The following is a 13,403-nucleotide window of genomic DNA, read 5'->3' on the forward strand; positions in this document are numbered from 1 at the left end:
TTCAGTCCTTTGCTCTACCGACTGAGCTACCAAGCCTTATTTGGTTTGTCTAATTAAACTGTTCTTTTCGATAAGTAAGAAAACACAAAAAGCCCTCATCCATAAAGGGACGAGGAGCCGTGGTACCACCCTAATTAGAACACTCCCTACGGAGGTTCTCACTTGTTTGTCATAACGGAAAATATCCGGTGCCCTCTACTTACCAAATAATGGTTTCAAGGGACTGCTTAGGAGTGAACTTCAATCAACCCTATCCCTAGAAACGCTCTCAATCTCCGGCGTTTCCTCCCTGTAAAGCGGTATTGATCTACTTTTCTCCATCATTGCATTTTAGGTTATATACAATTTTTCTTATTATATGTTAAACATTGGAATTAGTCAATGACAAACATGCACGGGTACATTGTTTGCAATAAGATATAAGGTATTTACGTAAACTGCCCGTTACTTCAATAGGCCGCCGATTGCCGGCAGCCTTCTTAATCACCTATTGAGCTATCGTACCCGTTAGCTTAACATCCATAGGAGCAAATTGTGAAGCCCAACTCTTTGCGATAATCACATCATTTTAATAATAAATCCGGTCTTAACCCCCTGCTGGAAACCACAACTTTCATAAAATTTATGGATTTCCTCTCTCTTAGACCCTGTCATAAGCATGAGTTTATAACAATTTCTCTCCCTGGCATATTCAACGGCCTTATTTAAAACCATTCGGCCGTAACCTTTTTTTCTAAAGTCTGAATGAGTAACGACATTTTCTATTAATCCGTATGGTCTTCCGCTTCTTGTTAAGTTCTTGATCAAAGTTAAGACACAAGACGCGACAATCCTGCGATCAAATTCTACGACAATGATCTTCATCATTTCATCATTAATAATCGCATTCCAGAGGTCTCCGATCTCTTCTAAGTCTAAATCTGGATCGTCTTTGTTTAAATGTTTATACAACTGAAGTATTTCGGCTAATTCATGATCTTGAATATATCTGACTATTGGATATGACATCATGGTACCATCCTTTTAAAGGGGTTCACTAATAACTGCTGCTGCATTAAGTCGCCTTATTAGTTCGACGATACAAAATGTGTTTCCTTTCATACGGTAAACCATCTCCAGATGTTCAAGCAACTTTATATCAAATACTTAATTTCAATCGTGGTCCAACTTCACTAAATCCTTCTCTAAGGTAAAAAGCTACTGAACGTCCCCATTTTTCTGAATTTGGTGCTCCAACTTCAAGACGTTCCCATCCTTTATCAATAGCAAAATTTTTGACCATAGATAAAAGTCCACGACCGATTTGGATGGATCTATACTCTGGATAAACAAAAAGTTCCTGAATGACTCCGTATTCTCCAAAAGTGCGGATAGATGACGATTCAAAGACCGATATGAACCCAAGATATTCGAATGATGAAGTGTACGCTAGAAAAACTGTGTACTGCTTATTTTCAGAAAGTAGCTTCTTTGATGCTTGGATGTAAGCTTCTTTTTCCACCAAAGCTCCCCTAAGCTCTGTAAGCAAATTAACCACCATATCTACAACGATTTCACTGTCATTGCTATCTGCAATCCTAAATTTTGTGACCAAACCCTTCCCTCCCAGAGTCTCAAAGCCGGACCTTGACTATTACAAATCACGCCCACATACTTCTCAAACGAATTGTCCCGGTGCGAACCGCTCCATCATAGTGGCGATTTCTTTGCGTATTTGCTCCAACTCGGCGTCGTTATCGGCCCCTTGGGTGGCACGTACGATCCAATCCCCAATTTGCCGCATTTCCGCTTCTTTCATTCCCAGCGTCGTTACGGCCGGCGTGCCGAGCCGGATGCCGGACGGGTACCAGGGCTTCTTGTCGCCGGGCACGGCGTTTTTGTTAGCAATGATGCCGGCCCGTTCCCAGCGAAAAGAAAGCCAATGCCCATCCTTGGCAGCCAGCCCGTTATCTGAATGAACGATATCGAGAAGCAGCAGATGATTCTCAGTTCGTCCGCCCATCAGACGGAAGCCCTCAGCCTGCAAATGTTCCGCTAGCGTCTTCGCATTGCGGACAATCTGCCCGGCGTACTGCTTGTATTCCCCGCTCATCGCTTCACGGAAGGCGATTGCCATGGCTGCAACCGTATTCATGTGCGGTCCTCCCTGAAGTCCCGGAAACACCGCTTGGTCAATTGCCGGACCTAACTCTTTCTTGCATAGGATGAGTCCGGCTCTCGGTCCGCGCAGCATTTTGTGCGTGGTCGTGGTGACGATATCGGCATGCGGGAACGGATGGGGGTGATGCCCGGTCACGCACAGCCCGCAAATGTGAGCGATATCGGCGACAAGCAACGCGCCGGCCTCTTTGGCGATTTCCCCCAAGCGCTGAAAATCGATCTGCAACGGATAAGCAGTCGCCCCGCAGATGATCAGCTTGGGTGAATGGAGGCGTGCCAGCTCGCGGATTTCGTCATAGTCCAGCTCGTAGTCGACGTTCAGCCGGTATGAAACGGCTCGATATGATGCGCCCGTCATGTTGACGTGGTGCCCGTGGGTCAAGTGTCCACCGTAGTCCAACGAAAGCCCGAGAAACGTATCCCCCGGTTTCAAAAACGCATGCAGCACCGCAAGATTGGCTGGCGAGCCACTCAAGGGCTGCACATTGGCATGATACGCTTGCGGATTCGGCGTAAACAGCTTCAGCGCCCTTTCGATGGCCAAACGCTCTAAGGCGTTCGTGTTCGCCTGTCCGCGATAGTACCGCCCGTTTTTCTGCATGCTTCGTTCGCCGTTTTCCCAAAAATACGGATAGCCTTCGGCGTACTTGTTCGTGAATGAAGAGGCCAGCGCCAGCCGGACCGCCATGGATGAATAGTTTTCCGACGGGATGAGTGCAAGCGTGCTTTTTTGACGAATGCTTTCCGCATCCATCATGGCCGCTACCTCGGGGTCGTGCAGGTCCAAATACGTCTGAATCGTTTCCACCTTCGATCAACTCTCCTTCGCTGGATTGGATTGGGAAAACAAAAAAGAGCGCTTAATCCAAAGATTAACCACTCTCGCCCAGGCGTACGGCACATACCCCGCGTGCTTCCTCATGGTTCCCCATGCTCCGCCAGTCACACGCAGTACCTTTTATTTAGTCATATTATACCAAATATTCTGATAGTTAACAATCATCCTTTGCGAAGGCATTCCACCCCACTTGGAAATGGTTGCGTCCATGCTTATTACCGTTATCCGTGAACTCTGCTGTTTTTATTAATGTAGCAGGATTTCAGGACCTACCAGCCATATGGAACCGTAAATTTGATATCCACTTACCCAGTATGAAAGACACAATTGCAGTAAACTGCCCGTTAGTTCAGCGCCGCGAATCCACCCATGAGGATTCCGCGGCCCTTATTCTCGCTTTCCAGAGGAGGCGGGTTGGATGTGACGGTTACTGTTAAAGTGTTGGCGGGACCTCTTTCTGCTTTAATCTGGCTGGCTTAAGGTTTGAAAATTGCCCCAGAGCATCTTAATAATCTAGAGCGTGTCTTCAAACCTAAGCCAAAGCAAAATAGAGGCCAGCGACAAAAAGGCCGCAAATGTGCAGGTTAGCTTATCATAACGAGTTGCCAGTCTACGATAATGTTTCAACTTATCGAAGAGGCATTCTACGAGATGGCGTTCTTTGTAGAGCCACCAATCGCACGTTCGCTGAACTTTGCGGTGTTTGCGGCTCGGAATGACGGCGATCGCTTGTTGCCCCTCAATAGTTCCAGAATGTTGTTCATGTCGTAGCCTCGATCGGCAATCACGGTCTTCCCTGTGAGATCCATGGCCTGAAGCATTTCAAAGCCTTTCACACAGTCGTGGCTATTTCCAGCGGTCAGTTCAAAGCGTAATGGATTGCCTAGCGCATCTACGATAGCAAGGATTTTGGTTGTTATTCCGCCTCTGGATCGTCCGATGGCCTGATTTTGTTGCCCCCTTTTGCGCCTGCGCCATGCTGATGGACGCGGACGATGGTGGCATCGATCATGATAGGTTCAAAATCAGGGGATACGGATACATGCTTCAGAATTTCATCCCATATCCCTGCGATCTGCCAGCGACGGAAACGCGTGTACACCGTTTTCCATGAGCAGTAATGTTCGGGCAGGTCCCACCACGGTGCTCCGGACCTAGCGACCCAAAGCATGGCATTCAGCATCATGCGGTTATCTTTCGCAATTCGTCCACCTTGACGTTTTCGTTCGGGTGGAAGCAAATCTTTAATTTGATCCCATTGATCATCGCGTATTTCGTATCGTCTTCTCATAGGAGAAATTTACCATGTCCAAATATAACAACATATTAGGGAGGGTCTTACTAACCAATACCCAGCAAGACTTTTTAGTCTTTCCATTTTCTTGTAGCCAAATCCTCAGATCCTCTCTCGATTTTGCTGGAATCAGATTTTCAATTTCCATAGATAAAATACATTTTCCTTTCTAAATTGATTCATAATCCCATAGTATACCTGTTATAATTAAAAAAATGGTCTTTAATTGCAAGACCATTTTTTTAACGAGTTACCGTTTGTCAGAAATCACTTTATCAAGGAACTTATCTGCGTCACTATTAAATTTCCAGACAATACCAAATTTATCAACCAACATTCCGAAGCAAGAAGACCAAGGCATTTCTGATAACGGCATGATAACATAACCACCTACAGACAAATTAGAAAAGTAATTTTCCAGTGTCTGCTTATCATCAATAACGATACTAATCAGTATATTGTTGCCTTTAACCAACTCGCCCGTTACACTCTTCATCGAAGATAGAATATCCGACATCATGATTTTCCCGCCTGCGAATTCGATTGAAGACTCCAGATCAAATTTAATTCATTTTCTGGCAATGGATAGTTTGGATCTTGCGGAAAATCGCTGAATCTTACTTTTTTTACCTCATTTGCATGTAAAGCCTCCGAATAAATTTCAATCGCTTGTTCTGCGATTCCATCAAAGTTTAAATATGCAATAGCTGCCATTAAGTCATACCTCCTTCTTGTGATAAATGAAGTATAATGTATAAGCGGTGACATACGTATGTCACCTTTTAAAATATAGTCAAAAAACAGAGGGGAAAATATGGAGAAGGTTGAGAGATTAATATCCATCATCATGATATTGCTGAATAAAAATATCGTTTCAACAAAAGAATTTGCACAATTATTTAACGTTTCCAAAAGAACAATTCTTCGTGATATGGACACACTGAGTTTATCAAACATCCCGATCTATTCTATCAATGGAATTAATGGCGGCTACGGCATTATGGATGAATACAAGGTTGATAAACGTCTTTTAAGCAGCTCCGACTTGGAGAATATATTGACTGCACTCGGCGGATTGGAACAAATTCTAATTAGCGAAGAAGTTGAAGTGACCATAAAAAAGATAGAAGCCATGGTTAGCCCATTGTCTCCGAAAGGTTCAATCCAACTGTCATTTTATGATTGGGAGGGACGGTCTGAGATTCTTCAAACCTTGAAGATATACCAAGAATCGATATTAAAGAGAAGGTTAGTTTCATTTGATTATATAGATAAAAATGGCACCACGACGAATAGAATTGTCGAGCCATATCAGCTTCATTTTAGTGAGTCGAGTTGGTATTTGAAGGGATTCTGTTTACATCGTCAGAGATATAGAACATTTAAATTATCCAGGATCGATCATCTTACTATGGATGATGAAAACACATTTAACCCTAGAGATTATTTATTGGAGCAAGAACATGAAGCAAGTTATCAACCGCAACTAGTCGCTATTAAGGCGTTGATTTCGCCTAACATAAAAGATCAATTCATTGAAAGGTTCGGTCGAAAGAGTATTGAAAACTATAGTGCTGAATATTTCTTAGCCACCATCTATGTTCCTCAAAACAGTATTGGCTTTCAATTTTTAGCGAGCTTCGGGACAAATCTGGAAATAGTCGAGCCAAAAACCTATGTTGAAGAATTTAGAGATTATTTGAATAAAATGGTGGAGAAGTATCTTCAAAAGGCTCCCATTAACATCAAAATGTGAGCCTCTTTGGTTTTCCACGGCGTAATAAACTTCGATTTCCATAAGTATTCATGATGATACATGATGTATTAACGCTTCTGCATGAATAACATTGTCGATAAGGAAAGCACATTCTTCAAGCGATGAACCTTTCTCCAAATCGTCGCATACCCATATTGCAGTTTCCACGTAAAGACAGAGCTTAAGTATTTTGCTCGGAATATCAAGTTTATTGGCTAAGTCACACACAACCTCTTCAATTTCTTGAAACTTCTCTGGCGATAATGTATCGCTGAACTCATTTAATAAAAAACGTGACATATCAAAAATAGGATCACCAATTACTCCTTTAGGGTCAATTAGGGTGTATTCCCCACTTTGGTTCAAAATAATATTTCCATGATGAAGGTCACCATGGAGCAGCATTTTACGAGGATATAAAGCAGAAACTGACAAACATATTTCTTTTGCTCTTTCTATGTGTTTGTATAATTCCTTACAGTCCTCTCGCTTACTTAGATAGTCCACGCTCTTTTCAATCCACTCTATATAGGTCGGATATTGAGCGATTCTACCGGGGGCAATATGCAATCCATTAAACAAAGAATAAAATATAAATATTCTTTCTTCACGTGGATTCCCGTGGAGCAATGAATCACCGGGCTGTATGCCTTCTTCAAGGATAACACCGTTTTGAATGTCTGCGTTATAAACTTTACAAAATCGTCTACCGTTATATTCGCATAATGTATTATGCTCAGTTACAGCCTCTCTGCATGGTTTACCTATTTTCAGCACCGTATTTCCATACAACTTCGAACAACATTTAAAAACGCAGTTAGCGGAATATGAATGTACAAGTTCAAAATCATACAACTTCCATCTTTCAGTGTATGTTACGATATCGCGTAGTACTTTTTCGTAAAACTCTTCTCCAAAACGATTGATGATATTCTCGGTTTCATCCCGCTTAAAACAATAATACTTTCCATGTTCTATTGCTCCGCACCGTCCTCTCTTCCAGGCCGCCGTTACCGTTAGCGATGCCCCTGTTCTTTCCTCGGCAGATCTTTGGGTAGTCCCTTAAACTATACTGCCATGTTTAGTTGAAAAACGAATTGGATTTCATAAGATTTTCCGTTTCCTGAATAAGCTCACGCATCATGTTAATCGCTTGATTTAAGCCATCTTGATTTTCCGTGATGAAAGTGAAACTCTCATTTATTCTATGCAAGTATTGGCTCGGCACTATGCGAAATGAATCGGCAATGGCAGTAGCTCCCTTTTCATTCGTCAAATACGTTTCGTTGATTGCAAATAAAACCTGATTCAAACAGGATATTGACCTGAAGCAACATCCAGCGACATAAGATAAATCTTGTTTGTAAATGCCTTTAGATCCATTATCGAGAGCAAAGGCTGCCTCCCAAAAAAAATTTTGGACAGTAGCTTTTTGAAAAACGGGCGGAAATGGGGTTGTTCTGCTTTTCAGTTTTCCTACAACTCCCGAAGGATCCCATAACACTTTGCATAACGCTATCTCAGCCAAATAAATCGAGTTGGCAAATCCATGGGGATGTCCGGGTTGATAATCCATTGTGATCGTTCCCCCGACACATTCTTCAATTACACGCGACACTTTATTTTGATCGCGAAATAATAAATCAACCGCAAACTGATTCACTTTCAACCAGCCGCCGCCATTGATCCATGGTCCCCAGCCGCCTAGTTCCGTCACTAAGTTTTCTCTATGGTCGTCATCCATTTCAGCCGCAACCCGACGAAACTGGGCAATGTCCAGCCCTTTTTCGGAATCGTAGTAAATGCCGATATCAATATCGGAGTTTGGACTTTCAGTTCCCCTGGCTCTTGAACCGCCGAGAACCAGAGCACTTACTCCGCTGATTTGTTTAAGGCTGTCAACAATGTTCGAAATGGTGTACGGCACATTCATAATTCGCGCTCCAATCTTAAGTTCGATTACGTCCAAAATAACGAAATGACTGTCTCAGCGTCAAGAGAGAGGATTTATTTAACTATTCTGCCCCGATAGCTCAACGAGGCTGCCATCTCATGCCGGCAGCCTCGTCCTGGTGATTGTTAAGCTATAGTTCTCCGTTAGCTTAAGCAACTTTTCTTGGTTAGCGTCATTGACAGACTGGTCTAATGCCCATTGCGTGGTAATTCGGTAGGTCAACATGCTGCCACCGTCTTACGGTATTACAAGTTTTCGTTTACATATTAGATAAACCAAATTATAATTTGACTATAGTTTAAATAAACGTTATGAGGTGTTATTCATTGAACTCGGATCATCTCGCGATTCATGAACTAAAGAAGGGCTTTCATTACGTTCCGGAAGCCCAGGTTTTTATTTGCAATGTGTGCGGCCAGAGATTTGAGAACGGAGAGGTGTTCCCTATTCAAGGTCGCTTCTTCGAAGCCAATCGCGCTGTTGAATTCCATGTCGGTGAGGAGCATGGAGACAATCTAAAGCGATTGCTCCATGAGGACTCCAAATATAATTCCTTGACGGATAATCAAAAACAACTTTTATCGCTCATTCACGACGGGTTGTCCGACAAAGAAATTAGCGGCAAGCTTGGTGTTTCCACCTCAACGGTTCGGCATCAAAGATTCATGTTTCGAGAAAAAGCAAAACAAGCCAAGCTGTATCTGGCGATCTACGAGCAAGTTGCCGAGAAAAAAACGACCGATGAAGAACGGCTCATACAAATTCATCCCAATGCTACGATGGTTGACGAACGATATCTTGTTACCGAAAAAGAAAATCTGCAAATTCTGAAAAGTGCGTTTATAAGCTTGTCGCCTTTGAAATTAAAAGCATTTCCTTCGAGAGAAAAAAAGAAAATAGTTGTGTTGCGGACGATTGCACGACATTTCGAACAAGGAAAAAAGTATACGGAAAATGAAATCAACGAGCAGCTTCGTTTTATATTTGACGATCACGCAGTATTAAGGAGATATTTGGTCGACTATGGTTTTATGTATCGAACACCTGACGGCAAGGAATATGGGCTCAATTAACAATATTACAGGAATGGAGAACGAGTGAAATGACTGAAAAAAACTTATTTTCGCCTAATGATACTGGTCGGGGTATTATTCAATTCCAGTATCAAATCTCAAGTCAATTGCTGGACATTCATCTAACCGGGCTTAGTGAGGAAGAATATCACTGGAGACCGGCAGCACGAGGACTACATGTAAGTAACGATTCGGGAATCTGGCTTGCCGATTGGCCCGAATCGGAGAGCTATGAAATCGGACCTCCAAGCATCGCTTGGCTAACCTGGCATATAATCTATTGGTGGTCCATGGTCCTTGACCATTCGTTCGGCGACGAAACACTTCAGCGGGAATCCGTCCCTTGCCCCGACAGCGCTAGCGAAGCGGTTAATCGAATTTATCAGTTAAAAGAGTTGTGGGAAGCTTCAGTTGCAACGCTGTCCACTAATGAATACCATGAACGCGCTCGAACCAATTGGCCCTTCAGCGACAAGCCGTTCTATGAGCTTTCCGCCTGGCTCAATGTGGAGCTTATGAAGAATGCTGCGGAAATAGGATATTGCCGGTTTCTGTTTGCTTCCCAACAGGGGGAAAGCCTCCGTCCATAGATCCTGCGAACAGGAAGCCAAGGTCGTCGATCCGGATCGTTGGGTGGATGCAACGACGGCAGGTCGTTCCTCCGCCCTGCTGCCTCCGCGGAATAACTTGTAAGAAGACAATGTAATTATTATTGATATATTTATAAGAAGCTCCCGTTGATGGGAGCCTCTTATGTTTCCACGCTATCCTGCCCGTTCGCGGAGCGGGCTGGAGGGCTGCCACGTGGCAGCCCTTTAGTCATTGACTATCGTTCCTCGTTAGCGTAACAAAATACTGCCGATTGCGGAGCAACAATGATACCTATGGTTCCCAACGTTCTCGACTCAAGTAAAAATATAGTAGCGTATCTCTTAATTCGGGTTCCTTATCGATGGAAACATGGGTTGGAGCGATAGTTGAACATGAACGTTATTTCAGAAGCGTTCTACTAGTCATATTGTGAGTACAGCGCAAGCATATCATCAGCACAGCCAGCTATGATAGTATTTGCTTGTTCAGCATGTTTACTGCCTCAGCGTAAAGTTGTTGATTAAAACTAACAGAAGCCATTATTAAATGCCATTCAGCGTCCGTATTTCCCTTATCAGAAACAGTTTGCAGCAGCCCGTATGCTTGCTCAAATGGATTCGTCTGGTCAGAATAATCTTGCAGATAATTCAGTGCCCTTGCATATGCTATCATTTCATATGACCACTTCAACGAACATAAAAAAGGAGCTGCCGGGTAGGAGCTCCTCCACTATCGTCTCCGTTAGCTCAAATTTCCGGGAGCCTACTCTCAATCAGAAACCGCCTCAGAATCCAAGTCGGGTCCTTAATAACAGGATTCGTCGTCGCCTGCATTTCGGCGATGCTGGCGTCTGAGTTGGCCGTCAGGACTATAACGCTCTTCAGCTCAGGGATGACATAGACGTACTGCCCGCCGTAGCCGGAGGCAAAAGCATAATTCAATCCATCAACGCAGCCGACCCACCACAGGTAGCCGTAGGCGGCGTACCCGGACCATCCTGTGGAGTGCTTTTCGAAGGATTCGTCGACCCATCCGGCAGGGAGGAGTCGCTGGCCGTTCCAGATGCCGTCCGCTAGATACAACTGGCCGAAGCGCGCAAGAATGCGGGGGGTAAGGAACATATTATTGCCGCCCCAGTTTAGCCCCTCAGGAGCCTGCTCCCATCGGACCGGGAACTGGATGCCGAGCGACCAGAATAACTTCCGGCGGAATTGGATGCCAAGCGGCCAGAATAACTTCCGGCTTGCGTAATATGCAAGTGGAACCTTCACTGCTTGTGTCAGAATGGCTGAAAGGAGATGCGTAGTACAAGTGCAGTAAAGGAAACGCTCGCCCGGCGAGTGGACGAGTGGCTTGTCAAGTATCGTGCCAATCCAATTGCTGCTTTTCCAGACCTCTAACATCTCCTGGCTGTTCTCCTCGACATGTAAGCCATGCGTCATAGTTAGCAGGTGCTTTACGGTAACTCCGTCGATGTTCGCGAGCCATTTCTCCGGCATCTTCAGAGCCAGGTCGGAGATAAGCTGATCGACGGAAGCGATCAGACCATCCTGAATGGCGATACCAACGAGCGCATTCATGACGCTCTTCGTGATGGATTTAATGCTGTAGGCAGCGGTCGGCTTGACCGGCGGCTCGTATCGTTCGAAGACGAGCTGCGCATCCTTGACGATCAAGAGGCTGTAGAGGCTGGGAAACGTCTGGAGCAGCGTTTCATAGGCTTGGTTCAGTCGTAGTGCGTCTAGTTGGGTGGCCTTCGGTTCCATCACTGTGAATGGGACGGCTTCTTCGATTCGGTGCATCGGTACCACTCCTTTACTTTACTAATTCATTCTGAATGGGACATATCAATCCCTCTCATCCCGATATCGGTTATCAGGTAAATTATGGTGCACCGCACGAATTTGACTTATCTTAATACCCTAATAGTAAAGTAGGAGGTTACTTCCCTTTGACAATTCTAGGCTGCCGGAGTATTCAGCAGCCTCTGGTATTGTTGCGCTATCCTGCTTTGTAAGTTAAGCAAAGGCAGCCGATCATTTCTGGCCGGCTGCCGTCGTGTTGTCTTTATTCAACTATCGTTCTCCGTTAGTTTAATCAACAAACGACCAAACGAACTGGCCATCTGGTTTTAACCACTCAAAACGGGCATTAAAAAATCCTTTGTCATTAATGGATTTATTAATAACTGCTTTATAGTATTCAGGTACGAATTCATTTGAATTTACACAGGATAACTCTACCCACAAAGGTATATGTTTATGTGGTTCCTTGATAATTGGTTCTCCTGCAACCTCATTAGTAATAAAAAAGAACGTCACAGAATGTGAGTCGCTTATGTGAGAGATATATGACGCAACTCCAACGATTTTGGGATTAGCAATTCTCAGACCGGTTTCCTCTTCTAACTCCCGTATGCAAGCATCTTCTAATGTTTCATGCTGTTCTACTCCGCCTCCAGGTGGTGTCAATTGATTATAGGTAAAATACGAAGGAACTAATTTCTTCAGTAACACAATCTTATTATCCCTAGTACAAATACAAGCTACTCTTACTCTAATTGACAATGAAATCTCTCCTTTTTACTAGATGTTTTAAAAATTAAAACCCCCTTCCAATGAAAGGGGTTAGTAAAGTTCAACGAACTACCGTGCCCTCTCATCTTTCGAAGGTTACCCTTCGCAGGAATTTGCACCGTGCTTGAAAGTAAAGTCGGTTGCCGCGGCTTCATAGGGCCAGTCCCTCCGCCGAACTCTGGATAAGAGAAGTTTTCAATTTAGTTAAATCATATGATACCAATCCATATTTTACAAGTTTCTCCGCAAAACTGCCCGTTACTTCAATGAAAAATGGGAGCAGCTGCCGCGGCAATCTGCTCCCATCTAATTCCACTATCGTAATCCGTTAGTTTAAAAATGGAAGCCGCTCATAACTTCCGGCTTGCGTAATTTCACTTGATTAAAGTAAGCCCGAAAACGTATCTCCTGAATTTCACTCTAGTGTCACGGTCAGACGATCACGCGGTAGTGAAGCTGAACAACTCCGCATCGGAAGCGGCGCTCACCGAGCAACTCGAGCCGCATGCGGAGGTTGTCCGGCAATGCTCGCTTACCTCCACCCAAGACGATCGGATTAAGAAGCAGATGACACTCGTCGATCAGTCCCGCGCTCATCGCCTGCCCAGCAAGCTCGGGGCCGCCAATCGTAATGTCGGCTCCTGAAGACTCCTTCAGCCTCCGGATCGCATCAGGATCGAATTCGCGCTCGATTCTAGTCCTGGCGCTTGAAACCGACTGAAGTGTCCGGGAATACACGATCTTCTCAGCAGCTCGCCAAATCTGCGCGAAGTCCCGCATTACCTCCGGTTGATCGCCGCTGGACGGGTTCATTTTGATGTTCGCCGTCTCCCAGTACACCATCGACTCGTACATTCGACGCCCGTACAGGTAGGTGCCAATCGGCCGCTGGAAGTCAGTCCAGAACGCAAACACCTCGTCATCGGAGATCGACCACTCGATATTGCCGCGCTCGTCCTCCATGTAACCGTCCAAAGATACATTAGCAGCGTAGATCAGTTTAGCCATTTCGATAACGCCCTCCAGTCTCTGTTCATAAACTATATTTTAAGACATTTCAGTTCGGATTGTTTCTTACAGATTGCTAATCTAATCTGCCCGTTCGCTTAATGAAGTACCGTCAGTCTAAATCTTTATTTTCTTTCCACAGCCGCCTCCATG

11 protein-coding genes, 2 pseudogenes, 2 riboswitches and 1 other annotated feature are annotated in these 13,403 nt (G+C 44.4%); of the genes and pseudogenes, 3 read left to right on the top strand and 10 right to left on the bottom strand.

Going from position 1 to position 13,403, the window contains the following annotated elements:
* Positions 1-102: 102 nt before the first annotated feature.
* Positions 103-333 (bottom strand) — a binding site (T-box leader).
* Between the two features lie 225 nt (positions 334-558).
* The 5 genes and pseudogenes from FE784_RS36435 to FE784_RS36460 form a co-directional block, all read right to left on the bottom strand.
* Positions 559-1,011, bottom strand: a complete 453-nt coding sequence (locus FE784_RS36435) for a GNAT family N-acetyltransferase (protein WP_246132349.1) — start codon at positions 1,009-1,011, stop codon at positions 559-561.
* Positions 1,012-1,138: 127 nt separating this feature from the next.
* A complete protein-coding gene (locus FE784_RS36440) occupies positions 1,139-1,594 on the bottom strand; it encodes a GNAT family N-acetyltransferase (protein WP_139607161.1) in 456 nt (151 codons plus the stop codon).
* 63 nt (positions 1,595-1,657) lie between these two features.
* On the bottom strand, positions 1,658-2,968 hold the full coding sequence (locus FE784_RS36445) for a serine hydroxymethyltransferase (RefSeq protein WP_246132350.1): 1,311 nt from the start codon (positions 2,966-2,968) through the stop codon (positions 1,658-1,660).
* A gap of 69 nt (positions 2,969-3,037) precedes the next feature.
* Positions 3,038-3,116: riboswitch (ZMP/ZTP riboswitch) on the bottom strand.
* A 395-nt stretch (positions 3,117-3,511) separates the two neighbouring features.
* Positions 3,512-4,289 (bottom strand): annotated as a pseudogene (locus tag FE784_RS36450) (IS5 family transposase).
* A 253-nt stretch (positions 4,290-4,542) separates the two neighbouring features.
* Positions 4,543-5,006: pseudogene (locus FE784_RS36460) on the bottom strand (VOC family protein).
* Positions 5,007-5,106: 100 nt separating this feature from the next.
* On the opposite strand from FE784_RS36460, the gene FE784_RS36465 reads away from it, so the two are divergent.
* Positions 5,107-6,048 (top strand): helix-turn-helix transcriptional regulator, encoded by a 942-nt coding sequence (locus FE784_RS36465; RefSeq protein WP_139607162.1) that lies wholly within the window; start codon positions 5,107-5,109, stop codon positions 6,046-6,048.
* A gap of 48 nt (positions 6,049-6,096) precedes the next feature.
* On the opposite strand, the gene FE784_RS36470 is transcribed toward FE784_RS36465, so the two are convergent.
* The gene (locus tag FE784_RS36470; protein WP_246132351.1) at positions 6,097-6,825 is read right to left on the bottom strand and encodes an aminoglycoside phosphotransferase family protein; all 729 of its coding nucleotides are present in this window, start codon (positions 6,823-6,825) and stop codon (positions 6,097-6,099) included.
* Positions 6,826-7,129: 304 nt separating this feature from the next.
* The gene (locus tag FE784_RS36475) at positions 7,130-7,981 is read right to left on the bottom strand and encodes a nucleotidyltransferase domain-containing protein (RefSeq protein ID WP_139607164.1); all 852 of its coding nucleotides are present in this window, start codon (positions 7,979-7,981) and stop codon (positions 7,130-7,132) included.
* 347 nt (positions 7,982-8,328) lie between these two features.
* On the opposite strand from FE784_RS36475, the gene FE784_RS36480 reads away from it, so the two are divergent.
* On the top strand, positions 8,329-9,075 hold the full coding sequence (locus FE784_RS36480; protein ID WP_139607165.1) for a DUF2087 domain-containing protein: 747 nt from the start codon (positions 8,329-8,331) through the stop codon (positions 9,073-9,075).
* Positions 9,076-9,104: 29 nt separating this feature from the next.
* The gene (locus FE784_RS36485; RefSeq protein WP_139607166.1) at positions 9,105-9,665 is read left to right on the top strand and encodes a DinB family protein; all 561 of its coding nucleotides are present in this window, start codon (positions 9,105-9,107) and stop codon (positions 9,663-9,665) included.
* Positions 9,666-10,412: 747 nt separating this feature from the next.
* Here the strand turns inward: FE784_RS36485 and FE784_RS36495 are convergent.
* The 3 genes from FE784_RS36495 to FE784_RS36505 all read right to left on the bottom strand — a co-directional run bounded on the left by FE784_RS36495 (position 10,413) and on the right by FE784_RS36505 (position 13,250).
* Complete coding sequence (locus tag FE784_RS36495; RefSeq protein WP_139607167.1) at positions 10,413-11,468, bottom strand: serine hydrolase domain-containing protein; 1,056 nt, start codon at positions 11,466-11,468, stop codon at positions 10,413-10,415.
* 291 nt (positions 11,469-11,759) lie between these two features.
* On the bottom strand, positions 11,760-12,233 hold the full coding sequence (locus FE784_RS36500) for an NUDIX hydrolase (RefSeq protein WP_176706779.1): 474 nt from the start codon (positions 12,231-12,233) through the stop codon (positions 11,760-11,762).
* Positions 12,234-12,321: 88 nt separating this feature from the next.
* Positions 12,322-12,431: riboswitch (SAM riboswitch) on the bottom strand.
* Positions 12,432-12,674: 243 nt separating this feature from the next.
* Positions 12,675-13,250, bottom strand: coding sequence for a dihydrofolate reductase family protein (locus FE784_RS36505; RefSeq protein WP_139607169.1), 576 nt, complete (start codon positions 13,248-13,250; stop codon positions 12,675-12,677).
* Positions 13,251-13,403: the final 153 nt, after the last annotated feature.

The sequence above is a fragment of the Paenibacillus hemerocallicola genome (genome assembly GCF_006265175.1).
Classification (GTDB): domain Bacteria; phylum Bacillota; class Bacilli; order Paenibacillales; family NBRC-103111; genus Paenibacillus_AB; species Paenibacillus_AB hemerocallicola.

What these genes read in the sequence shown, in the direction of transcription:
- FE784_RS36475 (WP_139607164.1), bottom strand. Translation starts at nt 7,981, where the DNA reads ATGAATGTGCCGTACACCATTTCGAACATTGTTGACAGCCTTAAACAA.
- FE784_RS36435 (WP_246132349.1), bottom strand. Translation starts at nt 1,011, where the DNA reads ATGATGTCATATCCAATAGTCAGATATATTCAAGATCATGAATTAGCC.
- FE784_RS36485 (WP_139607166.1), top strand. Translation starts at nt 9,105, where the DNA reads ATGACTGAAAAAAACTTATTTTCGCCTAATGATACTGGTCGGGGTATT.
- FE784_RS36465 (WP_139607162.1), top strand. Translation starts at nt 5,107, where the DNA reads ATGGAGAAGGTTGAGAGATTAATATCCATCATCATGATATTGCTGAAT.
- FE784_RS36495 (WP_139607167.1), bottom strand. Translation starts at nt 11,468, where the DNA reads ATGCACCGAATCGAAGAAGCCGTCCCATTCACAGTGATGGAACCGAAG.
- FE784_RS36505 (WP_139607169.1), bottom strand. Translation starts at nt 13,250, where the DNA reads ATGGCTAAACTGATCTACGCTGCTAATGTATCTTTGGACGGTTACATG.